The 23,010-nt window shown below is 69.3% G+C and carries 21 protein-coding genes and 1 tRNA gene; 10 read left to right on the top strand and 12 right to left on the bottom strand.

Annotated elements, in window-relative coordinates:
- Positions 1–5 precede the first annotated feature (5 nt).
- From ABGA98_RS28400 to polA, 8 genes are all read right to left on the bottom strand, one after another.
- Positions 6–1,388, bottom strand: coding sequence for a glycoside hydrolase family 43 protein (locus tag ABGA98_RS28400; protein WP_347621464.1), 1,383 nt, complete (start codon positions 1,386–1,388; stop codon positions 6–8).
- 144 nt (positions 1,389–1,532) lie between these two features.
- On the bottom strand, positions 1,533–2,135 hold the full coding sequence (gene coaE, locus ABGA98_RS28405) for a dephospho-CoA kinase (protein ID WP_347621465.1): 603 nt from the start codon (positions 2,133–2,135) through the stop codon (positions 1,533–1,535).
- Between the two features lie 52 nt (positions 2,136–2,187).
- Complete coding sequence (locus tag ABGA98_RS28410; RefSeq protein WP_347621656.1) at positions 2,188–2,646, bottom strand: GNAT family N-acetyltransferase; 459 nt, start codon at positions 2,644–2,646, stop codon at positions 2,188–2,190.
- Between the two features lie 13 nt (positions 2,647–2,659).
- Positions 2,660–4,432 carry an alpha/beta fold hydrolase gene (locus tag ABGA98_RS28415; RefSeq protein ID WP_347621657.1) on the bottom strand — a complete coding sequence of 591 codons (1,773 nt, stop codon included), beginning with the start codon at positions 4,430–4,432 and terminating at the stop codon, positions 2,660–2,662.
- 114 nt (positions 4,433–4,546) lie between these two features.
- Complete coding sequence (locus tag ABGA98_RS28420) at positions 4,547–5,680, bottom strand: epoxide hydrolase family protein (RefSeq protein WP_347621466.1); 1,134 nt, start codon at positions 5,678–5,680, stop codon at positions 4,547–4,549.
- Between the two features lie 259 nt (positions 5,681–5,939).
- On the bottom strand, positions 5,940–7,424 hold the full coding sequence (gene rpsA, locus ABGA98_RS28425; RefSeq protein ID WP_132593811.1) for a 30S ribosomal protein S1: 1,485 nt from the start codon (positions 7,422–7,424) through the stop codon (positions 5,940–5,942).
- Between the two features lie 192 nt (positions 7,425–7,616).
- Complete coding sequence (locus tag ABGA98_RS28430; RefSeq protein WP_347621467.1) at positions 7,617–8,663, bottom strand: polysaccharide deacetylase family protein; 1,047 nt, start codon at positions 8,661–8,663, stop codon at positions 7,617–7,619.
- Positions 8,664–8,797: 134 nt separating this feature from the next.
- The gene (gene polA, locus ABGA98_RS28435; RefSeq protein WP_347621468.1) at positions 8,798–11,488 is read right to left on the bottom strand and encodes a DNA polymerase I; all 2,691 of its coding nucleotides are present in this window, start codon (positions 11,486–11,488) and stop codon (positions 8,798–8,800) included.
- 79 nt (positions 11,489–11,567) lie between these two features.
- Here polA and ABGA98_RS28440 point away from each other — a divergent pair, with 79 nt between their 5' ends.
- The 6 genes from ABGA98_RS28440 (at position 11,568) to ABGA98_RS28465 (ending at position 16,848) form a co-directional block, all read left to right on the top strand.
- Complete coding sequence (locus tag ABGA98_RS28440) at positions 11,568–11,963, top strand: hotdog fold thioesterase (RefSeq protein WP_347621469.1); 396 nt, start codon at positions 11,568–11,570, stop codon at positions 11,961–11,963.
- 398 nt (positions 11,964–12,361) lie between these two features.
- Entirely contained in the window at positions 12,362–13,651 is a 1,290-nt protein-coding gene (locus ABGA98_RS28445; protein WP_347621470.1) for a branched-chain amino acid ABC transporter permease, read from the top strand.
- Between the two features lie 16 nt (positions 13,652–13,667).
- Positions 13,668–14,666 carry a branched-chain amino acid ABC transporter permease gene (locus ABGA98_RS28450; RefSeq protein ID WP_347621471.1) on the top strand — a complete coding sequence of 333 codons (999 nt, stop codon included), beginning with the start codon at positions 13,668–13,670 and terminating at the stop codon, positions 14,664–14,666.
- Positions 14,656–15,594 carry an ABC transporter ATP-binding protein gene (locus ABGA98_RS28455; protein ID WP_347621472.1) on the top strand — a complete coding sequence of 313 codons (939 nt, stop codon included), beginning with the start codon at positions 14,656–14,658 and terminating at the stop codon, positions 15,592–15,594. Before ABGA98_RS28450 ends, ABGA98_RS28455 begins: the two co-directional genes overlap by 11 nt.
- On the top strand, positions 15,591–16,376 hold the full coding sequence (locus ABGA98_RS28460) for an ABC transporter ATP-binding protein (protein ID WP_347621473.1): 786 nt from the start codon (positions 15,591–15,593) through the stop codon (positions 16,374–16,376). Before ABGA98_RS28455 ends, ABGA98_RS28460 begins: the two co-directional genes overlap by 4 nt.
- A gap of 223 nt (positions 16,377–16,599) precedes the next feature.
- Complete coding sequence (locus ABGA98_RS28465) at positions 16,600–16,848, top strand: hypothetical protein (protein ID WP_347621474.1); 249 nt, start codon at positions 16,600–16,602, stop codon at positions 16,846–16,848.
- Between the two features lie 55 nt (positions 16,849–16,903).
- Here the strand turns inward: ABGA98_RS28465 and ABGA98_RS28470 are convergent, their stop codons facing one another.
- The gene (locus ABGA98_RS28470) at positions 16,904–18,205 is read right to left on the bottom strand and encodes an ABC transporter substrate-binding protein (RefSeq protein WP_347621475.1); all 1,302 of its coding nucleotides are present in this window, start codon (positions 18,203–18,205) and stop codon (positions 16,904–16,906) included.
- A 189-nt stretch (positions 18,206–18,394) separates the two neighbouring features.
- On the opposite strand from ABGA98_RS28470, the gene ABGA98_RS28475 reads away from it, so the two are divergent.
- Positions 18,395–19,249, top strand: coding sequence for a hypothetical protein (locus ABGA98_RS28475; protein ID WP_347621476.1), 855 nt, complete (start codon positions 18,395–18,397; stop codon positions 19,247–19,249).
- A 47-nt stretch (positions 19,250–19,296) separates the two neighbouring features.
- On the opposite strand, the gene ABGA98_RS28480 is transcribed toward ABGA98_RS28475, so the two are convergent.
- Together ABGA98_RS28480 and ABGA98_RS28485 are read right to left on the bottom strand one after the other, a co-directional pair.
- On the bottom strand, positions 19,297–20,598 hold the full coding sequence (locus ABGA98_RS28480) for an ABC transporter substrate-binding protein (RefSeq protein WP_347621477.1): 1,302 nt from the start codon (positions 20,596–20,598) through the stop codon (positions 19,297–19,299).
- Between the two features lie 329 nt (positions 20,599–20,927).
- On the bottom strand, positions 20,928–21,572 hold the full coding sequence (locus ABGA98_RS28485) for a response regulator (RefSeq protein ID WP_347621478.1): 645 nt from the start codon (positions 21,570–21,572) through the stop codon (positions 20,928–20,930).
- Positions 21,573–21,619: 47 nt separating this feature from the next.
- Between ABGA98_RS28485 and ABGA98_RS28490 the strand changes: the two genes are divergently transcribed.
- The 3 genes from ABGA98_RS28490 (at position 21,620) to ABGA98_RS28500 (ending at position 22,528) form a co-directional block, all read left to right on the top strand.
- Positions 21,620–21,702, top strand: a tRNA-Leu gene (locus tag ABGA98_RS28490).
- Between the two features lie 209 nt (positions 21,703–21,911).
- Positions 21,912–22,055, top strand: a complete 144-nt coding sequence (locus ABGA98_RS28495) for a hypothetical protein (RefSeq protein WP_347621479.1) — start codon at positions 21,912–21,914, stop codon at positions 22,053–22,055.
- Positions 22,052–22,528 (top strand): hypothetical protein, encoded by a 477-nt coding sequence (locus ABGA98_RS28500; RefSeq protein WP_347621480.1) that lies wholly within the window; start codon positions 22,052–22,054, stop codon positions 22,526–22,528. The genes ABGA98_RS28495 and ABGA98_RS28500 overlap by 4 nt, the downstream gene beginning before the upstream one ends.
- A gap of 36 nt (positions 22,529–22,564) precedes the next feature.
- Here ABGA98_RS28500 and ABGA98_RS28505 read toward each other — a convergent pair whose 3' ends face one another.
- Positions 22,565–23,005 carry an AMP-binding protein gene (locus tag ABGA98_RS28505; protein ID WP_347621481.1) on the bottom strand — a complete coding sequence of 147 codons (441 nt, stop codon included), beginning with the start codon at positions 23,003–23,005 and terminating at the stop codon, positions 22,565–22,567.
- Between the last annotated feature and the right edge of the window lie 5 nt (positions 23,006–23,010).

Genomic DNA, 23,010 nt, shown 5'->3' on the forward strand with positions numbered 1-23,010 from the left:
GACGCTCAGTACACCTCGATCCGGTCCATGCTGATCACGGTGCTGCCCGAGGCGGGGTTCTTCTCCCCCGTGACGCGGACCCGCAGGGTGTGCGTGCCGCGCGGCAGGACCGGGCTCAGGTAGTTGAGCTGCTCACCGACCCGGATGCCGCTGTAGTAGTCGACGCGCTGCTCGGGACCCCCGTCGATGGAGATCGCGGCGATGCCGTTGCCGCGGTCGCGCACGCTCAGCAGAGCCACTCTGGTGCCGGTGAAAGTGACGGTAGCGGTCGCGCCGGCCTCGCCGCTCCAGTGGTCGTTGCTCCAGAAACACTGGTTGCCGCAGCCGGAGCCTGACTGCCACGTGCCGGTGTACGACACCTGCGGGTCGAAGTCGTTGATCACCGAGGTGGCCGCGCCGGGGTCGCCGGACGGAAGATCCTGGGTGGCGCCGGCGGCCAGCGGGCGGCCGAAACCGGGCGTGCCGTCGGCGTTCCAGGTGAACTTCTGCACGCGGGTGGTGCGGAAGTCGTAGGTGTAGGTGCTGGTGTTCTTGCCGTGGTAGGCGATCCAGTCCTCGGTGCCGTCGGGCGAGCGGAAGAACGAGTGGTGACCCGGTCCCCACACGCCGGTGGCGTCGTTGCGCGAGAACACCGGCCCGGGATGCTGCCTCCAGTTGGCCGCCACCATCGGGTCGCCGCCGTCCGCGATGCTCTTCATCCACAGCTGGTAGTCCGGCTTCCCGGTGTCGCACGTGGAGTAGGTCAGGAACGTCCTGCCGTTGCGGTAGAGCGGGGTCGGCCCCTCCCGCACCTCCGTGCACCCCCCGTCGGCGGGGATGGCCACCCGCCCGCCGGTCACCGTCCACGGGTTGCTCATGCGGGCGATGTAGAGCTGCGCCGGGCCGCCCATGCCGCGGCCCGGGCCGGCCCAGACGAAGTACTGCCGGCCGTTGTGGGTGATCGGCTCGCCGTCGATGGCGTACTCGCCGAAGTCCGCGATCTTGGCCTTGAAGGTGTACGGGCCCATCGGGTCGTCGCCCGCGGACTCCAGGACGTACATGCGGTGGTTGGCGTCGACGCCGTCGGAGGCGGTGTAGTAGACGTACCAGCGGGAACCGACGTGGCGGAAGGCGGGCGCCCACATCTGGGTGTTGCGGCTCGGGTCGCTGTCGCGCCACACCACCTGCTCGGGCGCCGACAACAAGGTGGCCAGGCTGGGCGACTTCCAGATGCCGATCCGGTCGCCGCGCGTGGTGGCCACGTAGTAGTTGCCGTCGTGGTACATCAGGCTGGGGTCGGCGCTCGGGTTGACCGGGTTGCGGAACGTCTGCGTCGCGGCGCTCCCTGCGGCGGCGCCGGGGAAGATCCCCATGAGCGCGATGAGGACTGCGGGTAAGACTGCGGACAAGCGCGGCATCGGGGGTCCTTCCACGAAACCTGTCGGACGATCTTTCCGATGGTCATGGATCGTGGTCAGCCCGTCAACGCCCATCGTCCCCGGGACGGCGGGCTCCTGCCGTGCCGGGCACGGGCGGGAGCCGTCTGCTCGTGCTCAGCCGCGGCCGGCGCGTCTCGTCAGCTCGTCCCAGACCTCGGCCACGCGGGTGTCCAGCTCGTCGAGGGAGCCCTCGTTCGGCACCACGATGTCGGCCGCCGCCAGCCGGTCCTCGCGGCTCGCCTGGGCGGCGATGCGGGCCCTGGCGTCGGACTCCGGCATGCCCCGGTGTTCGGCGAGGCGCCTGACGCGCACCTCGTCGGCCGCGTCGACGACGATGACGACGTCGTACATGGCAGCCAGGTTGTTCTCCACCAGCAGCGGCACGTCGTAGACCACGATCGCGTCGTCAGGAGCCTGGCCTTGCAGCTCGGCCACCCGCTCCCCCACCAGCGGATGGACGATCGCGTTGAGCTCGGCCAGCCGCTCGGCGTCCTGGAACACGATGGACCCGAGCCGCTCCCTGTCGAGCGAGCCGTCCGGGCGGAGCACCCCCTCGCCGAACGCGGCGACCACCTTGGCCAGGCCCGGCGTGCCCGGCTCGACCACCTCTCGCGCGATCTTGTCGGCGTCGATCACCATGGCGCCTCTGGCCGCGAACCGCTTGGACACCTCGCTCTTGCCGGAGCCGATTCCGCCGGTGAGCCCTGTCGTCAGCACGAGCACGAGCCTATCGACCGGAGCCGCGCCATGGGGAAGGCGCCTGCGCCGATCACCTCGGGTCCGCGGGCCTGCGCAGGTGCACCAGCGTCAGGTGGTCGTCCATCCGCTCCCGGCGCGTCTCCCGATAGCCGAGGCGACGGCAGAGCCGCACGTTGCCCTCCGACAGGTGCCCCGTGAACAGGTCGAACGCCGACGCCTCCGGCACCTCCGCGTGCAGGGACCGCAGCAGGGCCGTGCCCAGCCCCTGCCCCTGGCGGTCGGGCGCGACCACCAGCCGGCCGACCACGCACGTGGTGCCCGACAGCTGCCCGCGCACCGCGCCGACGATCCTCCCCGCGTCGAGCGCCTTGAGCACGACGGCACCTTCGATGGCCTTGCGCACCTGCTCCAGCGACTCGACGAGCGGCGGGATGTACGGGTCGCCGTAGAGCTGGGCCTCGCTCACATAGGCCGCCCGCTGCACGGTGAGGATCTCACCCGCGTCCGCGGCCACCGCCCGTTCGATCAGCACGCGCAGCACCCTACCCGGCGGTCGCGCCTCTCGGGTCCATGCCGTCCACCAGGGCTCCCCTGCAGGCGGTGCCGCGGGCGGGCAGCGTGCCCTTGACGAAGTAGTCGTGCACGCGGGCGCGCAGGCAGGTGGCGCGCAGCTTGCGTACGCCCTGCAGCAGGTAGGCGTCATGCCCGTCGCCGTGCCACAACACCACCGCGCCGGGGATCCGCCTGGCCGCCCGTGCCGCGCCGGAGGCGGGCGCCTCGATGTCCAGCCGCCCGATCCCCACCAGCACCCGCGTCCCCGCGGACAGCGAGGACAGGCGGGACGGCTGGGACACCGCAGAGGAGGGCCGGGACGGCTGGGAGGGCCCGGTGCCCGCCAGGCCCAGGCAGCGGCCGGCCTCGTGTCTCCCGCTCATCCACCCCACCCGGGGAGCGACCGCGCGCAGCCTCTTCTCCATGCCGAGAAAGCCCTGGTATCGGGGCATGGCGGACACGAAGTCCTGACACATCATCATCCGCAGCGTCGTACCGTTCGTGCTCGGCAGCCGAGGCGCATCGTCCGCGCCCGCCGGAGCCGGAGAGCCCGGGGAGGCCGGGGAGGCCGGGGAGGCCGGGGACGGAGAGGTCAGGAACGGAGACCCCGGTGACGCAGACGCCAGGGACGCCAGCGGGCGGGCGTCGCCGGATCCGGCCGCCGACAGAGCTCGGGCCAGTTCGGGCCAGCGTGCCGGGGTGAGGCCGGCGTACACGGCGGCGACCAGCCGCCGGGCGTTCACCTCGCTTCGCGGCCCGGCAGGCAGCGGCACGCGTCCGGCCAGGTGGTCGAAGACCGACACGGCGTCGTCCTCGCCCAGCGGGCAGCCCAGCCGGCCCCGGCACCAGTCGCGGAAGGCGTACAGCTGGCGCTCCACCGCGCGGGCCCTTGCGGTCATCCGCCGCTCCAGCCCGGGTTCGACGAGGTCGGGTACGCCTTCCAGGTACATCCGCCCCACGCGGCCCGGGAACGACTCCGCGTACGCCTGCCCGTAGACGGCCCCGTAGGAGTTGCCGAAGTAGCGCAGCCGTGCCTCGCCGAGGGCGGCCCGCAGGGCGTCGAGGTCGCGGGCGACCTGCCAGGACGTGAGCCGGGTGGCTCCCGCGGCGGCGCGGCAACTCCTTCCGTAGGCGGCGTTGGCGCGGGCGTGGGCGCGCCAGCCGGCCGGGCCCCGGGACAGTTGGAGGCGCAGCACGTCGGGGGGCGGCACCGCGCATCGTACGGCCGCCGCACTGTCGTGGTCTCCGGAACCGCGCGCCTCCATGATCACGACGTCGAACCACCGCGCCAGCTCGCTCACGGTGTCGGGCCGCGCCCGCACGTCCTGGATGGAGGACCCCGCACCGGTGTTCACGACCAGGTGGCCGCGACTGCGCCTCGGGTCCCGCGCTGGCAATCGGGCCACGTCGATCTCGGTACGGGCTCCGCCCGGCCTGGCCCAGTCGGCGGGCACGGACAGCTTGGCGCACCGCAGCCCGTCCCCGCAGTCCCACCAGGCAAGCCGTCGCCGCGTCCCGCCCGCCTGCCGCTGCGCCGCGCCGCCACCGCGCGCCTCCGCTGCCACGCGGGCGCCACTGACCTCCCGCACCCCAGAAACGCTGCCCGCCTCGGGAGCGCCGCTGACCACCGGCATGGGTCCCGTCCCATGAACCTCCGGCGCGACCCGCTCGGGGCCCGCGCCGACCGGCGCCGGTGCGGTGAGTACGCCACCCGCGCCGGCGACCGCCAGAGCGGTCGTCATCCGCAACATCCGCTGACCCATGCCCACCGCGTCGCTCCTGCAGAGTAGTGCCGACAGCGCAGGTCAGCAGTCTGTCAGCGCCCTGCGGGCCGGTGGACGGCTTCGCCGAAGGCCGTCGGGAAATCTCCGGCAGCCTCAGCGGATCGTCCGGAAAGCGGCGCGTATGCCCGCCACCAGGGAGTCCGGCGCCGCCATGGCGACCATGTGGCTGGGGCTGTGCGCCTCTCCCCAGTAGACGATGTCGTTGCCGCGTTCGGCGATCCGCCGCATCACCGCCGGCCCTCCGTGCGTCACCCCGGTCGGCACGGCGCGCTGGTCGATGGGCAGCCCCGCGGCGCCTTCGTAGTAGGGCCACGACGACGACCCACCGGTGCCGGTCAGCCAGTAGAGGCTGGCGTTGGCCAGCACCAGGTCGCGCTCGACGGTCTCGGACCCCGCCCCCCACCCGTCGAACTCCTTGAACCTCTCCACGAGGTAGGCGAGCTGCGCCACCGGTGAGTCGGTGAAGCCGTACGCGAGCGTCTGCGGCCTGCTCGCGAGGTAGGGGCCGTACCCGCTGCCCTCGGTCATCCAGGCGGCCGTCTCCGCCAGCTCGGCCCGCTCGGCCTCGCTGAACCCCTCCAGCTGCGCCGGGTCGCCCGTGTGGATGCCGAGCCCGGCCGTGATGACGGAGCCGATCACGTGCTCGCTGTCGAGCACGGCCAGTCGCGGGCTCACCAGCGCTCCGGCGTCGTTGCCGTGGGCGCCGTACCGCTCGTAGCCGAGCCGGCGCATCAGCTCGGCCCACGTGCGCGCCACCCGCTCGATGGTCCACGGCCGCTCGTCGGCGGGCTCGGGGAACGGCGAGAACGCGAACCCGGGCAGCGAGGGCGCCACGACGTGGAAGGCGATGTCCGGGTCGAGCCCGTGCCGGCGCGGGTCGGTGAGGGGCCCGATGACGTTCAGGAACTCGGCGACGGAGTTCGGCCAGCTGTGCGTCATGACCAGCGGTATGGCGCCGGGTTCCGGGGAGCGGGCGTGCACGAAGTGGATCGTCTGCCCGTCGATGCCGGTGGTGAACTGCGGGAAGGCGTTGAGCCTGGCCTCCCACTCCCGCCAGTCGAAGCCGTCGGCCCAGTGTTCGGCGAGCTCGCGCAGGTATGGTGCGGGCACGCCCCGGTTCCACCCGCCGGGCAGCGCCCTCGCCCATCTCGTGCGCCGCAGCCGGTCGCGCAGGTCGTCGAGGTCGTTCTGCGGAATGTCCAGGTAGAAGCGCTTGATGACGTCCATGCCCGGCACCCTAGGAATCCTTGCGGCAAGAACGCTTCCGCATTGACGCCCGATCCACCGCTCGGACGGACCGTCCGGAGGACGGCGTACGCGGGGAGTGCCGCCTGAGCGTCACCGGCGCGGGCCGGAGGACTGCGTACCGGACGTGCTCCGGGGTGTACCCCCCGCGAAGACACCCGCAGACGAGAAACCCCGCACGGTCATCCGTGCGGGGTTCTTCGTTCAGGCCAGGGATCGAGCCGCAGCCTTCAGCGAAGCGTCAGCTCTGGCCGCCGGCGAGCTTCTCGCGCAGGGCCGCGAGCGCCTCGTCAGAGGCGAGCGCGCCGCTGGCGGGAGCCGACGACGAGCCGCCGCCCGACTGGGCCGGGGAGTCGCCGCTGTAGGACGAGGGAGCGGCCTCGCCGGCCTCCGCCTCGGCCTTGCGGGCCTCCTCGATCTGCTTCCTGTGGGCCTCGAAGCGCTGCTGGGCCTCGGCGTACTGCCGCTCCCACTCCTCACGCTGCTTGTCGAAGCCCTCGAGCCACTCGCCGGTCTCCGGGTCGAAGCCCTCGGGGTAGATGTAGTTGCCCTGGTCGTCGTAGGTGGCCGCCATGCCGTAGAGGGTCGGGTCGAACTCGACCTCGGTGCCGACACCCTCGTTGGCCTGCTTCAGCGACAGGCTGATGCGACGGCGGTCGAGGTCGATGTCGATGATCTTGACGAAGATCTCGTCGCCGACCTGGACGACCTGCTCCGGGATCTCCACGTGGCGCTCGGCCAGCTCGGAGATGTGGACCAGACCCTCGATGCCCTCCTCGACCCGGACGAACGCGCCGAACGGCACCAGCTTGGTGACGCGGCCCGGCACGACCTGGCCGATCTGGTGGGTGCGGGCGAACTGCTGCCACGGGTCTTCCTGGGTGGCCTTGAGTGACAGGGAGACGCGCTCGCGCTCCATGTCGACGTCGAGGACCTCGACCGTGACCTCCTGGCCCACCTCGACGACCTCGGACGGGTGGTCGATGTGCTTCCAGGACAGCTCGGACACGTGGACCAGGCCGTCGACGCCGCCGAGATCGACGAAGGCGCCGAAGTTGACGATCGAGGAGACGACGCCCTTGCGGACCTGGCCCTTCTGGAGGGTGTTGAGGAACGTCTGGCGAACCTCGGACTGCGTCTGCTCGAGCCAGGCACGGCGCGACAGGACCACGTTGTTGCGGTTCTTGTCGAGCTCGATGATCTTGGCTTCGAGCTCGCGGCCGACGTACGGCTGCAGGTCGCGGACACGCCGCATCTCGACCAGGGACGCCGGGAGGAAGCCACGGAGGCCGATGTCGAGGATGAGACCACCCTTGACGACCTCGATGACGGTGCCGGTGACGATGCCGTCCTCGTCCTTGATCTTCTCGATCGTGCCCCAGGCGCGCTCGTACTGGGCGCGCTTCTTGGACAGGATCAGGCGACCCTCTTTGTCCTCCTTCTGGAGAACCAGGGCCTCGACGTGTTCGCCGACCTCCACGACGTCAGCAGGGTCGACATCGTGCTTGATCGAAAGCTCGCGCGAGGGGATGACACCCTCGGTCTTGTAGCCGATATCGAGAAGGACCTCGTCTCGATCGACCTTGACGACGGTGCCCTCGACAATGTCGCCGTCGTTGAAGTACTTGATGGTCTCGTCGATCGCTGCGAGGAAGGCTTCCTCGGACCCGATGTCGTTGACCGCTACCTGCGGGGTGCTCGAGGTGGCCTCAGTGCTGGACGTCATGTGTGGAATTGCTCCGAACGCGGACAGGATGTCGATGTGGCGGATGCGCGGCAGGCCCTCTTCCGCATCAAGCCGAGGAATGACGACATCGACGTGACCGAGCGCGAGCCCGCTCCGTCTGAGGCGCGCGCGAGCCCACAGCGCAGCGATCAGCATATGAGACCTGGGCCACGGGGTCAATCCAGGGAGGCGTCAATACGCGATGACCTGGAGCCCTCGCTTGGCCACGATATTACCGCGAAGTTTCTTCGGTATGGAGATCCGGTCGGGGTCGCCGTCGGAGACGTAGCGCTCACCAGGGTGCTTTCGCAGCCAGTCGAGCCAGTGTTGCGAACACCACTTGCGGCACTCGCCCTTCTTGGCGTTGCTCTGGATGCGCTGGATCGCCCCCCGGTCGAATTTTTTCGCGTAGGGCGAAAGTGACGGCTCGGCTCCGGCGAGGAACACGCCCGCGAAATCATAACGCGTGCCGTCCCACGCCCCGACCCGAGCGGGCTTCTTCCCGCGGGGCAACGAGCCGTACGGCAGGGCCATGGTCCTGGAGGACGGCACGCCAAGCTTCTTGAGCAGGCGTTCGAGCCGGACGATCTGCTCGCGCACCTTCTTCCGCTTGATCGTCCGCAGGTCGGGGTGGCTCCAGGTGTGGTTGGCGACCTCGTAGCCATGGTCGACCAGCCACCGCACCGCCGCCGTCTGCGACGGCCTGTCGCGCAGCCCGAACGGCTCCTTGTTGATCCAGAACGTGGCGACGGGCCGGAAGGACGGGTGTTTCCTGGCCACCTCCTGGATCACGGCCACGGCCGTGTCCGCCGCCGGGTTGCCCGCGGCGTCGAGGGCGAAGTGGCTGGGGTGACCGTCGTCGAACGTGAGCACCACCGGGAACCTCCCCGCGGGGACCCGGATGTCGCCGGTGGCGAACTCCCTGGCGCTGATCGGCACGTAGCCCTCCTTCGCCAGCCGCTCCAGCTCCTTCCTGAGCTGGGCGGGGGTCCTGTCGATGGAGGCCTGCCGTTCGGCGACGATCCGGTGGTACATCAGGACCGGCACCAGGCCGGCCTCGTTGGCGCGCACCTGACGGGCGAACTCGGGCGTGGACACGACGCCGGGCGGCTGGCCCACCGGCGACGGGCTGGGCGGCGAGCTGGGCGGCGGAGGGTTGTCGCCGACCTCTGCCGCGTCGTCGGGCCGCGCGTGCGGCCGCGGCTCGTCCGGTAACAGGCTGAGCCCGACGATCGCCACCGTTATCACCACCACGTTCGCAACGCCGATGATCCGCGTGAGGGACGCTGGTAACCGCACAGAACTCCCGGGCCGCTCGGGTGAGAAACACGATCAGGCTAGTGCAGATCCCCCACGGCGGGCGGCCCTCGACGTCAGTGGCCGGCGTCCTCCCAGGTGCGCCCGACGCCCACGGAGACCTCCAGCGGCACGCGCAGGTGGTAGGCGGCGTTCATCTGGTCGCACACGAGCTGCGTGAGCGGCTCCAGCTCGCCGGGCGCCACCTCGAACACCAGCTCGTCGTGGACCTGCAGCAGCATCCGGGAGGCCAGCCCCTCCTCGCCGAGCGCCTGGCGCACGTGCAGCATGGCGACCTTGATGATGTCGGCCGCCGAGCCCTGGATGGGGGCGTTGAGCGCCATGCGCTCGGCCATCTCACGGCGCTGGCGGTTGTCGCTGGTGAGGTCGGGGAGGTAGCGGCGGCGGCCCATGATGGTCTCGGTGTAGCCGTCGGCGCGGGCCTGCTGGACGATGGCGTGCAGGAAGTCGCGCACGCCGCCGAACTCGGTGAAGTATTCCTCCTTCAGCGCCCGCGCCTCGGCCACCGGGATGTTGAGCTGCTGGGACAGCCCGAAGTCGGACAGGCCGTAGGCCAGGCCGTAGTTCATCGCCTTGATGCGGGCGCGCAGCTCGCCGTCGATCTGCTCGGGCGGCAGGTCGAACACCCGGGCGGCGGTGGCCTGGTGGAAGTCGTGACCCGACTCGAACGCCTCGATCAGCGACTCGTCGCCCGACAGGTGGGCCATGATGCGCAGCTCGATCTGGCTGTAGTCGGCCGTCAGCAGCGTCTCGTAGCCCTCGCCGACCACGAAGCCCTGCCGGATGCGGCGGCCCTCGGCGGTGCGGATCGGGATGTTCTGCAGGTTGGGCTTCTCCGACGACAGCCGGCCCGTGGCGGCCATGGTCTGGTTGAACGTGGTGTGGATGCGCCCGTCGTCGGCGATCTCCTTGATCAGGCCCTCGACGGTGATGCGGAGCTTGGCCTGGTCGCGGTGGCGCAGCATGATCGTGGGCAGCTCGTGCTCGGTCTGGGTGGCCAGCCAGGCGAGCTGGTCGGCGTCGGTGCTCCAGCCGGTCTTGATCTTCTTCGTCTTGGGCAGGTTGAGCCGGACGAAGAGGATCTCCTGCAACTGCTTGGGCGAGCCGAGGTTGAACTGCTCGCCGACCGAGCGGTGCGCCTCCTCCACGGCGTGCTTGACGGCGGCGCCGAACTCGGCCTCGAGGGCCGCGAAGTATTCGCTGTCGACGGCGATGCCGGCGCGCTCCATCTCGGCCAGCACCGACAGCAGCGGCAGCTCCACGTCGGTCATGAGCTGGGTGCCGCCCCTGCCGGCCAGGAAGCTCTCCAGGGCGTCGGCCAGCTCGCGCACGGCGTGGGCGCGCAGCGCGAGGTCCTTGGCCGGCGCGTCCTCGTCGTCGCCGAACAGCGCGGCCTGCCCGTCAGACTCCTCCTCGGCGCGCAGGTCGCGGTTGAGGTAGCGCCTGGCCAGGTCTTCCAGGGCGAACGTGCGCTGCCCCGGCATGGCGAGGTAGGCCGCCAGCGCGGTGTCGCAGCTCAGGCCGCGCAGCTCCATGCCCTGCGCCCAGAGGGCCAGGATGGGGCCCTTGGCGTCGTGGACGGCCTTGGGACGGGCGTCGTCGCCCAGCCAGGCGCGCAGGGCCGTCTCGTCGGCCTCGGTGAGCTTGACGAGGTCGATGTGGGCGGCCGTGCCGTCGGGCGAGGCGATGGCGACGGCGTCGACGCGCCCGCCGCCGCTGCCGTAGGAGCCCTTGAACGCCAGGCCCGCGCGGCCGGCGGGCAGCGCCGACAGCCAGCCCGCGACGCGGTCGGGGCCGAGCAGCACGGTCTCCACCTCGAAGCCCTGCTCGGGCTCCTGCTCGCCGGTGCCGAGCACCTTGAACACCCGCTCGCGCAGCTCGCCGCGGATCTGGAGGGTGTCGAACAGTTTGTTGATCTCCTCGCGCTCCCACGTGCCCTGGCTGAGCGCGCCGGGCTCGACCTCCAGCGGGACGTCGCGCAGCAGCTCGGTGAGCCGGCGGTTCATCAGCACCTGGGCGACGTGCTCGCGCAGCTTGTCGCCGACCTTGCCCTTGACCTCGTCGACCCGGTCGACCAGCGCGGTCAGCGAGCCGAACTCGCGCACCCACTTGGCCGCGGTCTTCTCCCCCACGCTCGGGATGCTCAGCAGGTTGTCGCTGGGGTCGCCGCGCAGCGCCGCGAAGTCGGGGTATTGCGCGGGCGTCAGGCCGTATTTCTCCTGGACCGCCTCGGGCGTGAACCTGGTCATGTCGCTGATGCCGCGCCGGGTCATCAGAACGGTGACGTTCTCGTCGACCAGCTGGAGCGCGTCGCGGTCGCCCGTGACGATCAGGACGTTCATCCCCTCCGCCGAGGCGCGGGTGGCCAGCGTGGCGATGAGGTCGTCGGCCTCGAAGCCCGCCTTGGACAGCCGCGGGATGCGCAGCGTGTCGAGCAGCTCGAAGATCAGCTGCATCTGCCCGCGGAAGTCTTCCGGCGTCTCGCTCCTGTTGGCCTTGTAGTCGGAGTATTCCTCATGGCGGAACGTCGGCTCCGACCTGTCGAAGGCCACCGCCACGTGGGTCGGCTGCTCGTCGCGCAGGATGTTGGTCAACATCGAGGTGAACCCGTAGACCGCCTCGGTGTGCTGACCGTCGGTGGTCATCAGGTTGGCGTCCTTGAGCGCGTAGAACGCGCGATAGGCCAGGGAATGCCCGTCAAGCAGCAACAGGCACGGGCGGCTGGGGGTCACTTCACTCTTCGGCACACCCGCAGCCTAGTCTGCGTCTGCGACAGAAACCTGAGCTCGGAAGAGTGGAGGCGTCCCTTTGACACAGACCAACCCCATGGATGTAGCGATGGTCGGCGACATGCACGCGGGCACGCTTCCCGAGCGGATGGGCGTCGAGTTCCTCGAGGCCACACCGGAGCGAGTGACGGGCCGGATGCCGGTCGAGGGCAACACGCAGCCGTACGGGCTGCTGCACGGCGGGGCGTCTGTGGTGCTGGCCGAGACCCTGGGCTCGGTGGCGGCGGCCATCCACGCGGGGCCCGACCGCATCGCCGTGGGCATCGAGATCAGCGCCACCCACCATCGCTCCGCGACCTCCGGCCATGTGACCGGCGTGGCGACCAGGTTGCACGCCGGCCGGACGCTGGCGACGTACGACATCGTGATCAGTGACGAGCAGGGGCGTCGCGTGTGCACCTCTCGCCTCACCTGCATGCTGCGCGACCGCTGACACACCGGCCACTTGCGCACAGCCTTTGCGCGCTCCCCCCGCGGGTCGCTACGGTTGACCGAACAGAGCCCCGCGGGGAGGCTCAGTAGAAAACGTGTACGGCCGGGGAAGCCTTACACGGCCCCAAAGGCCGCCCCGCGGGCTCGTCAACATCCACAGGCGATCGTTATTCCATCGTTTTTCCCCATGCCAGGCGTCTCCCCCGATCTAGCCCCTGACCTGCCTCGTTGTTTCCTCACATCAGTGACACACGCATGTCACTAATTGGTGACGAACGATACTGAAACGGGCGCACCCAGAATAGGCTCCCGCCATTGCATCCCAGTTGTGCCTGCGATGCGCGCGTGTCGAGATGGAGGGGCACAACCCCGCCTTGACCTATTTTCGAGGGAGCACCATTGCGCAGAGCCGTGATCGCGTTCACGGCCTTCCTGGGTGGACTCATCTTCCTGCTCGCCGGCCCGGCCCACGCGGGGCCGGCCGACTGCCAGGGCTTGAGGGGAACACTCAACTTCCAAGGCCAGCCAGTGAACGGCGCCAGAATCTCCGTGACCACCGAGGACGGCAAACCCGTCTCGGAGGCCACCACCGACGCTCAGGGCAAGTGGGATGTCCAGGTCGAGGATCCGGGCAGGTACAAAGTCACCCTGGATCCCAGCAGCCTGCCGCAGAACGCCGAGCCGCGGGGCGGCACGAACGTCCGCACGCTGAGCGTCCATGAGGGCAACTGCTCCACCGCCCTCTTCCCCCTCCAGCCGAAGGGCGCCGGCCAGGACCAGGGGCAGCAGAGCGACGACAACAGCGCGTTCTGGACCCGCGCCGCGCAGCTCACCTTCGAGGGGTTCAACCTCGGCCTGATCATCGCCCTGGCCGCGCTCGGCCTCTCGCTCATCTACGGCACGACCGGCCTGACCAACTTCGCCCACGGCGAGCTGGTCACCCTCGGCGCGATCCTCGCCTACGGGTTCAACGCGGGCATGGGTCTCGGCCTCATCCCCGCCGCCGCCATCGCCGTCATCGTCGCCGGCCTGCTCGGCTACCTCCAGGACCGCTTCTTCTGGGGGCAACTGCGCAGGCGCGGCACCGGCATCATCGCCATGATGATCATCTCGATCGGCGTCGCGCTCTTCCTGCGCTACCTGTTCCTCATCCTCTTCGGCGGCCAGACGGAGGCGTACACCGAGTACAACGCCCAGCCCGGCGTGCAGGTGGGGCCGATCTCGGCCGCGCCGAAGAACTTCGTCGCCATGGGCATCGAGCTGGTCGTGCTGATCATCGTCGGCATCGCCCTGCTGCGCACCCGCACCGGCAAGGCCGCGCGCGCGGTGGCCGACAACCCGGCGCTCGCGGCGTCGTCCGGCATCAACGTCGACCGGGTCGTCCGCATCATCTGGACCTCGGGCGGCGCCATCGCCGCACTCGCGGGCATCATGCTCGGCCTCTCCCAGAACCTGAAATACACGATGGGCCAGGAGATGCTCCTGCTCATCTTCGCCGGCGTGACCCTCGGCGGGCTCGGCACCGCATTCGGCGCGTTGATCGGGTCACTGGTGGTCGGCCTGTTCATCCAGGTCTCGACGCTGTGGGTGCCGCCGGAGCTGAAGAACGTCGGCGCGCTGGCCGTACTCATCATCGTGCTCCTCGTCCGGCCGCAGGGCATCCTCGGCCGCCGCGAGCGGATCGGCTGATCGGGGGAGGATCAGAATGGACTGGATCACGATCTTCAGCACCACCATCAAGGCCGCGGTCGGCGTCGAGACGGTGCTGTACGGCATCGCCGCCATCGGTCTCAACATCCACTTCGGCTACACCGGGCTGCTCAACTTCGGCCAGGCCGCGTTCATGGGCGTGGCCGGCTACGGCCTGGCGGTCACCGTCGTCGTCCTCGGCATGCCGTTCTGGGTCGGCATCATCTTCGGCCTGATCGCAGCGGTGATCCTGGCGTTCCTGCTGGGCATACCGACGCTGCAGTTGCGCGCCGACTATCTGGCCATCGTCACCATCGCGGCGGCCGAGATCGTCCGGCTCGTCTTCCGCTCGGTGCAGTTCAAGGACGTCTTCGGCGGCTCCGACGGCCACCGCGGCTTCACCGAGGGCTTCTACGCGCTCAACCCCTACCCCGCGGGAAACTACGGCTTCGACCTCGGCCCCATCCCGCTGTTCTTCAACCACCGCACGATGTGGGTGATCACCGTCGGCTGGGTGCTGATCGCCCTGGCCTGTTTCGTGGTCCACCTGCTGATGAAGAGCCCGTGGGGCCGCGTGCTCAAGGCCATCCGCGAGGACGAGGACGCCGTGCGCAGCCTGGGCAAGAGCGTCTTCTCCTACAAGATGCAGGCGCTGGTGCTGGGCGGCGTCATCGGCTGCATCGGCGGCTTCATCTATGGGCTGGGATATGCCTCGGTGCAGCCTGACGTGTTCGGCACCGAGACGACGTTCTACATGTACACGATGGTCATCCTCGGCGGCGCGGCCCGCGTGCTCGGCCCGGTCATCGGCTCGATGCTCTTCTGGGTCCTGCTCGTGCTCATCTACGGCGTGCTCTCCGAGGCCGTCCGCGTGGGGTACATCACCTTCATGGACACCAACCAGGTCGGCGCCCTGCGCTGGATCCTGGTCGGCGCCGGCCTGATCCTGTTGCTTGTCTACCGGCCACAGGGCATCTTCGGTGACAAGAGGGAGATCGCAATCGATGCACGCTGAGACCACGAGCACCGACCGCAAGGCCGCCGCCCTGGCCGCCTTCAAGGACCTGGCGCGCGATCCGGGCGTGCCCAAGCCCGACCCCATCCTCGTGGTGGACCACGTCGTCCGCCGTTTCGGCGGCCTGACCGCCGTCGACGTCGGCCACGTGGAGATCCAGCGCGGCTCCATCACGGCGCTGATCGGCCCCAACGGCGCCGGCAAGACCACGTTCTTCAACCAGCTCACCGGGTTCGACAAGGCCGACGCCGGATCGTGGACGTTCAACGGGCGGTCCATGAACGGCGTTCCCGCCCACAAGGTGGCCAGAAGCGGCATGGTCCGCACGTTCCAGCTCACCAAGGCGCTGTCGCGCCTGACGGTGCTGGAGAACATGCGCCTCGGCGCCCAGCGGCAGAAGGGCGAGAACTTCTGGCAGGCGCTCGTGCCGAGCCTGTGGCGTGCCCAGGAGGACGAGATCACCGAACGGGCCGAGGAGTTGCTGGCCCGCTTCAAGCTCGACGCCAAGCGCGACGACTTCGCCGGATCGTTGTCCGGCGGCCAGCGCAAGCTGCTGGAGATGGCCCGCGCGCTCATGGTGAACCCCGAGCTGGTCATGCTCGACGAGCCCATGGCGGGCGTCAACCCGGCGCTGACCCAGTCGCTGCTCGGCCACGTCAAGGACCTGCGCGAGCAGGGCATGACGGTGTTGTTCGTGGAGCACGACATGGACATGGTCCGTGACATCAGCGACTGGGTGATCGTCATGGCCCAGGGCGCGGTCATCGCCGAGGGCCCGCCCTCGACCATCATGTCCGACGAGCGGGTGATCGACGCCTATCTGGGGGCCCACCACGACGCGCCCCTGTCCGAGGGCGAGCTGGAGGCCCAGTTGCAGGAGGCTGAGGCGGCGCTGGAGGCCGAGATCGAGGAGGAGACGCAGAAGTGAACGCCGGCCCAGAGTCGAAGGCGGCCGTCACCGACCGCAGCGCGCACCTGGAAGGCGCCGAGGACGCCGTGCTCCGGTGCGACGAGCTGATCGCCGGCTACCTGCCGGGCGTCAACATCCTCAACGGCTCCGACCTCTACGTGAAGGACGGCGAGCTGATCGGCATCATCGGCCCCAACGGCGCCGGGAAGTCGACGCTGCTCAAGGCCATGTTCGGGCTGGTCAACATCCGCAGCGGCACGGTGCTGCTGAAGGGTGAGAACATCACGAACATGAAGGCGCACACGCTGGTCGCCCGCGGGGTCGGCTACGTCCCGCAGACCAACAACGTCTTCCCCAGCCTCACCATCGAGGAGAATCTCGAGATGGGCGCCTTCCAGACACCCGGGAAGTTCAAGGAGCGCTTCGCGTTCGTCGCCGAGTTGTTCCCCGCGCTCGCGGAACGGCGCAAGCAGCGCGCCGGATCCCTGTCCGGCGGCGAGCGGCAGATGGTGGCGATGGCCAGGGCCCTGATGACCGAGCCCTCGGTGCTGCTGCTCGACGAGCCGTCCGCGGGTCTGTCGCCCAAGCTGCAGGACCTGGTCTTCATCCAGGCCCAGCAGATCAACAAGGCGGGCGTGACGGTCATCATGGTGGAGCAGAACGCGCGCCGCTGTCTGCAGATCTGCCACCGCGGCTACGTCCTCGACCAGGGCCGCAACGCCTACACCGGCACCGGGCGCCAGCTCGCCAACGACCCCAAGGTCATCGAGCTCTACCTCGGCACGCTGGCCAAGGCGTAGATCCAGCGATCGTTCGCGGAAACGGCGAAGGGGCTCCCGGTGAGCCCCTTCGCCGTTCTTTAATGATCGGTGTGAAACGTTTGGCGACAGTCGCGCTCATGCTCCCCGTCCTGCTCGCCGGCTGCCAGGACGCCGCCTCGTCGGCGGGAAAGTACAGCACCGGAGGCGATCCCACCGACAGCCCTGCGCCCGCGTGGTGTCCGCCATCGGGTACGCGGGCCTCATGCTGGGCCCGAAGGGCCAGGAGGACCGCCAGCACTTCGAGGACGCCCTGACCGGCCGCCTGGCGGAGGTGCACGGCATCACGCGGGAGTTCGGCGGCCGGTTGCCCGGCTCGCTGAGCGGGGCCGTGGAGACCGTCGAGGCGACGACCGCGGGGCTGTCCAGGAACGACGTGCCGCGCGAGCGGCGGGTGGCGCTGCTGAAGCGCTACCGCGCGGCCGCCGACCGGATCGTGGCAGGCTGCGCGTGAAAGAAGAAGGGCCCGGTCCTGACGACCGGGCCCTTCTCCGTCACGCGGGTGCTGGTCAGCCCTCGATGTTGCCGGTGCGGTACTCGAGCGCCTTGACCGGGTACTTGTTGTCGTCGCCGTACTGGTAGATGCCGATGGTGGCGACGGCAGGGTCACCGGCGTCGTTGAACTCGACCGGGCCGCTGACGCCGTCGTAGTCGATGTCCTTGCCGGCCTTCAGCAGGTCGACGCACTCCTTGAAGTTCTTGCACTTCTCGCCGTCCTTGCTGACCTCGGCCAGCTTGGCCGCGATGTCGGCGCCCGCGTCGCTCTTGGCGGCCTCGGCGGCCAGGGCGATCAGGTTGGCCGCGTCGTAGGACTCGGGAGCGTACGTGAAGTCCTCGAGCTTCGGGTCGACCTCCTTGAGGTCCTTCCTGAACGTGTCCGGGGCCGAGGCGCCGGGGTAGGTGCCCTTGACGCCCGTGAGCGTGCCCTTGGGCATCTTCTCGTAGTTGGTGTTCGACATGTTGCCGTCGACCATGTACCACTTGTGCTTGCTGGCCGGCATGCCCTGCTTGACGAGCTCGCCGATGACCTTGGCGGTCTCCTCGAAGCCGATGAGGACGATGGCCTTCGGGTTCTTCGCCTTGATCTTGGCGATGTCGGCGGAGAAGTCGGGCGCCTTCGGGTCGTAGTCGACCCGCTCGACCACCTGGGCGCCGGCGTCGGTGACGGTCTTCTCCACCTGGTCGGCCAGGCCGGTGCCGTACGAGTCCTGCATCGCCATGATGGCGACCGTGTCGTTGCCGTCGGACACCACGAGGTCGCCCAGCACGCGGCCCTGCAGCTTGTCCGGCGGCGCGGTGCGGAAGTAGAGGCCGTTGTCCTTGATGGTGGTGAACTTGTCGGAGGTGTTGGCGGGCGAGAAGTGCACCACGCCGGCACCCGTGATCTTGTCGATCACCGACTCCGACACCGACGACGACGCGGCGCCGATGATGGCGTCGGCCTTCTGCGCCAGCAGCTTGTCCACCGACTGGGACGCGATGTTGGTCGTCGTGTCACCCGAGTCGGTGTCGAACTTCTCGACGGGCTTGCCGAGCACTCCGCCGGCCTCGTTGATCTCCTTGAGCGCGAGATCGACCCCGGCGAACTCGGGCGGGCCGAGGAAGGCCAGCGAACCGGTCTGGGGCAGCAGCGTGCCGAGGGTGAGCGTGCCGTCACCCTTCGCCGCGGCCGGCGCCGACGAGGATGAGGCGGGCGCGGCACTTTCGGAGGTTTGCGTGGCCGTGTCGCCGCCACCACCGCAGGCTGTCAGGGCCAGGCTGGTGGCAGCCGCGACAGCCAGCGCCCGTCCCACGGGAGCAATGCGGATCATGAAGTGTCTCCTTCATTTCAGGCCGGGGATCCGTCAGCACCGCCGAACGTTCCCGATCGAATGACGGAAACGTACAAAACTGTCGCATGCTCCAACCAGATGCCGCGAGGAACTGTCGGCACTTGGATGCGGAGTCGTAATCAGTCCTCAACTTACGGGACCTGCGGAAGGAGGCTTAATGTGCGTCAGGTGAAGCGTATTACCACCTTCTTGGCCGCGGTGGCCCTTCTGACCGGCTGCGGCTCCACCGGGGCGACGTCCGGGCCGTCTCCCGCGGCTCTCTCGGGCCCGCCCGCCGGCGTCTCCGTCACGCTCGGGCAATGGCGTTCCGACGAACCGGCGCACCGGCTTCAGGTGGCCGTGCGCAACACCCGCGACACCCCCGTCTATTTCGCCGACGTCCAGCTGGTGACGCCGTCTTTCCGTACGGTGCCCGCGAGCCAGGCCGGCGCCGCCATCGGCAGGACCGAGCGCACCGACCTGCCCATCCCGTACGGCGCCGCCAACTGCCCGCCCGGCGGCCTGCCCCAGGTGCGGCCCGCCACCGTCGTGGCCCATCTCCGCACCGGCTCGGAGCCGCTGCGCAAGGTCGCCTTCGAGCTGCCCCACCCCGACCCGCTGCTGGCCAGGCTACTGCGCGACGAGTGCTCGGAGTTCCTCATCAAGCAGGCCGTGAACATCACGTTCGGCCCGGAATGGACGGAGTCCGGCACGGTCATGCGCGGCGACCTGGTCGTCACCCGGCGCGGCGCGGGAGCGGTGACACTGGCCTCCATGGGCGGCACGACGCACTACAACGTCGCCTACGACGGCCGGCGCCTGGGCCTGCTGCGGGCCACGGAGCAGCGCCTGGAGGTGCCGATCGAGCTCACCCCCGCACGCTGCGACGGCCACGCGTTCGGCGAGGCCAAGAAGGCCTTCCAGTTCCCCGTGCGGGCCGGCATCGACGGCGGCGAGGAGCGGGTGGTCGTCGTGGCGCCGCCCAAACCGCTGCAGGACCGCCTGATCGGCTACGCGTTCAGGGCGTGCGGCTTCGGCCGCTGAGCGACCCGCTGTACGCCGGGTCGCTCAGCTGCCGGACCCGGAGGTCTTCAGCCCTCGATGTTGCCGGTGCGGTACTCCAGCGCCTTGGTGTCGTAGGTGTTGTTCTCGCCGTACTGGTAGATGCCGATGGTGGCGACCGCCGGGTCGCCGGCGTCGTCGAACTCGACCGGGCCGCTGACGCCGTCGTAGTCGATGTCCTTGCCCTCCTTCAGCAGGGCGGCGCACTCCTCGAAGTTCTTGCACTTCTCGCCGCCCTTGCTGACCTCGGCCAGCTTGGCCGCGATCGACGCGCCGGAGTCGTCCTTCGCCGCCTCGGCGGCCAGGGCGATCAGGTTCGCCGCGTCGTACGACTCCGCCGAGTACGTGAAGTCGTCGAGCTCGGCATTGAGCTTCTTGAGCTTCTTCCTGAAGTCGTCAGGAGCCTCGGCGCCCGGGATGGTGCCCTTGACGCCCGTGAGCGTGCCCTTGGGCATCTTCACGTAGTTGGTGTTCGACATGTTGCCGTCCACCATGTACCACTTGACCTTGTCGGCCGACAGGCCCTGCTTGACCAGCTCCGCGATGACCTTGGCGCCCTCCTCGAAGCCGATCAGCACGACCGCCTTCGGGTTCTTCGCCTTGATCCGTGCCACGTCGGCGGAGAACTCCGGCGCCTTCGGGTCGTAGTCGACCCGCTCCACGACGCTCGCCCCCGCCTCCTCTGCGGTTTTGGTGACCTGGTCGGCCAGGCCGGAGCCGTAGGAGTCCTGCATGGCCAGGATGCCGATGGTGTCGTTGCCGTCGGCGGCGATCAGGTCGCCCAGCACGCGGCCCTGCAGCTTGTCCGGCGGCGCCGTGCGGAAGTAGAGGCCGTTGTCCTTGATCGTGGTGAACGCGTCGGAGGTGTTGGCCGGCGAGAACTGCACCACGCCCGCGCCCGTGACCTTGTCGATGATCGACTCCGACACGGACGACGAGGCCGCGCCCACGATCGCGTCCACCTTCTGCGCCAGCAGCTTGTCCACCGACTGCGACGCGATGTTGGTCGTCGTGTCACCCGAGTCGGTGTGGACCGTCTTGACCGGCTTGCCGAGCACGCCCCCGGCGTCGTTGATCTCCTTGACGGCCTGGTCGACGCCGGCGAACTCGGGCGGGCCGAGGAAGGCCAGCGAACCGGTCTGCGGCAGCACCGTGCCGAGGGTCAGCGTGCCGTCGCCCTTCGCCGCGGGTGCCGAGGACGCGGCGGACGACGACGCCGGCGCCGACTGCTGCGCCGACGTGTCGTCGCCACCGCCGCCACAGGCCGTCAGGGCCAGGCTCGCCGCGGCCGCGACGGCCGGCAGGCGTCCCGCTGGAGCAATGCGGATCATATAAAAGACTCCCCCAATCTCAGCGAAGGAACGTCCCCTTCGCCGGGTTCTCCCAGCTCAGCATGCCTCTCGGAAGGGACAAAAGGGGGTTGTTACCTGGCTTTTATGCCGATTCGTGATGTCCTAAATACCCATAGTAATGGGATGTTTCACCACAGTTACGGACACTTCACACAAGGAACGGTCCTGACCCGAAATTTCGGATCAGGACCGGAATGTGGGGAAGATGGGACGTAAGGGAATGCGGAGACCATCCGGGACCGCGCCGTGACCGACGCCCCGCCCCGCGGGCTCCGATGCGGTGGGACACCCCACGTGGCGCGGGCGCCTCAGCCCCGCTCGGCCGCGTCGTCTATAACGATCTGAGCAACCTCACGCATGCTCAGACGCCGGTCCATCGACGCCTTCTGAATCCACCGGAAGGCCTGGGGCTCGCTCCAGCCGTGCTGCGTCATCAACTGCCCCTTTGCGCGCTCGACCAGCTTCCGCGTCTCCAGTCGCTCCGACAGGTTGGACACCTCGGCGGCCAGCGCCACCATCTCCTCGTGCCTGCTGACCGCCATCTCGATGGCCGGCACCAGATCCGCCTTCGTGAACGGCTTGACCAGGTAGGCCATCGCCCCCGCGTCCCTGGCCCGCTCGACCAGGTCACGCTGGGAGAACGCGGTCAGGATGAGGCACGGCGCGATGCGCTCGCCCACGATGCGCTCGGCCGCGGAGATGCCGTCGAGCACGGGCATCTTGACGTCGAGAATGACGAGGTCGGGTTTCAGCTCGGCGGCCAGCCGGATCGCCTGCTCGCCGTCACCGGCCTCGCCCACGACGACGTAGCCGTCCTCCTGGAGCATCTCCTTGAGGTCGAGGCGGATCAGGGCCTCGTCTTCCGCGATCACTACTCGCCGCTGCGTACTCACGAGCGCAAGAGTACAGACGTCCGGTAGATTAGATCCACGCTGGCACCCGTTGCTGATCATCTTCGGCGGTGGAGCGCGGCGTTGATCCGGACAAGTCCGGAAAATCAGCCGGAATGATGGAATGGCAGACATGGACGCCTCAAAAGCGTCTGCTCGAAAGGGCGTGCGGGTTCGAATCCCGCTTCCGGCACTCCATCCACGCGTGACCGCGCCCGCTCCAGCTGCTGGGGTCGGGGATGCGGAACGTCACCTCCAGAAGCCGCCCGCCGGGCGCGTCCGGACCCGGGGTGGCCGGATCGGCGACGACGGCGGCGCCCTCGGCCGCGACTGCTGGGGTTGGACATATCGGGTGTCCTAAACTGGCGCGCTGACAGGGACGCATGATCATTGGGGTGCCGCATGGCTACGCTCTCCGGACAGGATGACGATCGCGAGATCATGGCCGCGATCGACGGCAAGGTCGACCAGATGGTGCGGGAGTCCTTGGCGGCGCGGGATCGCGATCGGGTGATCGCCGGGTCGGTGAGAGCGACGACAGGATGATCAGGGCGAAGGCCGACGCCGACGGCGCGATCGTTTCGCTCGCTCTCGATCCGCGCGTGATGCGGCGTGACGCGGACCGTCTCGCCGAGGATGTGGCCGCGGTGCTCAGCGCGGCGCAACGGGACGCGCGGGAGATCCTGGACGGCGCCGCCCTTTCCTCGATCACGTCCGACCGGCTCGGCGAGAGCCTGGCGACCGACCGCGACGGGCGGGCGGTGAGCGACGTTCTCCGCCGCCTCCTGGAGATGTCCGGCTCCGGCGCCGTGGCGGACGAGGACGAGCGCCGGGTGCCCGATGTCCTGGAGAAGCGGTACGACGAGCTGGAGAGCGTGGTCGGCACGGGCGCGGACGCGTCCGGGCACGTCACGGCGACCGCGGACGCGTACTGGCCATGCACTTCCCTTATTTACTTCGACGACGTGGCCGCTCGACGGGATCACCGCCGCGGTCTCGTGCCGGCACGGCTCCGCTGAGGAGGAGCGGCTTGGTCGGCCGTAATCCGCAAGACCTCAATCGATCAGCAATCTTTCGGTCAACTGCACTTTTACCACCTGACGCCGGTCGTTCAACGACATTTTCCGCATGCCGCAGCCGCCCCCAGGGGTGCGCGTGACCGTAGCACGCATTTCATGCGCAGCTCCTCGTCGCAGATGTGCACGTGGTGGCACTCGACCAGCCACAGCAGTTCCTCCCACGACATGGCGAAGGAGAAGGAGACCGTGTGGGCGACGGTGAGGATCCGGCCGCGGGGTCGAGACGGCGACGACCTCCTCGGGGCGCAGCCCCTGCTTGTGCAGGTGCTGCGCCAGCTGGAAGACGCGAGCGCCGAGTTCCGCGTACGTCAGCCGCACGCCGGGCGCGACGACGGCCGGCGCCTGCGGGGTCCTGCGCACCTGGTCGATGAACAGGTCCGCGATCGTGGTGATCCTGGCGGGAGAGTTCGCTTCCATGGCTG

This window comes from Nonomuraea sp. B1E8, from assembly GCF_039871515.1.
GTDB lineage: Bacteria > Actinomycetota > Actinomycetes > Streptosporangiales > Streptosporangiaceae > Nonomuraea.

Bases quoted from the DNA above. Each gene is read 5' to 3' on its own strand.
- ABGA98_RS28415 (WP_347621657.1), bottom strand. From the start codon at position 4,432: ATGGGTCAGCGGATGTTGCGGATGACGACCGCTCTGGCGGTCGCCGGC.
- ABGA98_RS28500 (WP_347621480.1), top strand. From the start codon at position 22,052: ATGATCAGGGCGAAGGCCGACGCCGACGGCGCGATCGTTTCGCTCGCT.
- rpsA (WP_132593811.1), bottom strand. From the start codon at position 7,424: ATGACGTCCAGCACTGAGGCCACCTCGAGCACCCCGCAGGTAGCGGTC.
- ABGA98_RS28495 (WP_347621479.1), top strand. From the start codon at position 21,912: ATGGCTACGCTCTCCGGACAGGATGACGATCGCGAGATCATGGCCGCG.
- ABGA98_RS28465 (WP_347621474.1), top strand. From the start codon at position 16,600: ATGCTGGGCCCGAAGGGCCAGGAGGACCGCCAGCACTTCGAGGACGCC.
- ABGA98_RS28470 (WP_347621475.1), bottom strand. From the start codon at position 18,205: ATGATCCGCATTGCTCCCGTGGGACGGGCGCTGGCTGTCGCGGCTGCC.
- ABGA98_RS28480 (WP_347621477.1), bottom strand. From the start codon at position 20,598: ATGATCCGCATTGCTCCAGCGGGACGCCTGCCGGCCGTCGCGGCCGCG.
- ABGA98_RS28455 (WP_347621472.1), top strand. From the start codon at position 14,656: ATGCACGCTGAGACCACGAGCACCGACCGCAAGGCCGCCGCCCTGGCC.
- ABGA98_RS28505 (WP_347621481.1), bottom strand. From the start codon at position 23,005: ATGGAAGCGAACTCTCCCGCCAGGATCACCACGATCGCGGACCTGTTC.
- ABGA98_RS28420 (WP_347621466.1), bottom strand. From the start codon at position 5,680: ATGGACGTCATCAAGCGCTTCTACCTGGACATTCCGCAGAACGACCTC.
- ABGA98_RS28450 (WP_347621471.1), top strand. From the start codon at position 13,668: ATGGACTGGATCACGATCTTCAGCACCACCATCAAGGCCGCGGTCGGC.
- ABGA98_RS28440 (WP_347621469.1), top strand. From the start codon at position 11,568: ATGGATGTAGCGATGGTCGGCGACATGCACGCGGGCACGCTTCCCGAG.
- ABGA98_RS28485 (WP_347621478.1), bottom strand. From the start codon at position 21,572: ATGATCAGCAACGGGTGCCAGCGTGGATCTAATCTACCGGACGTCTGT.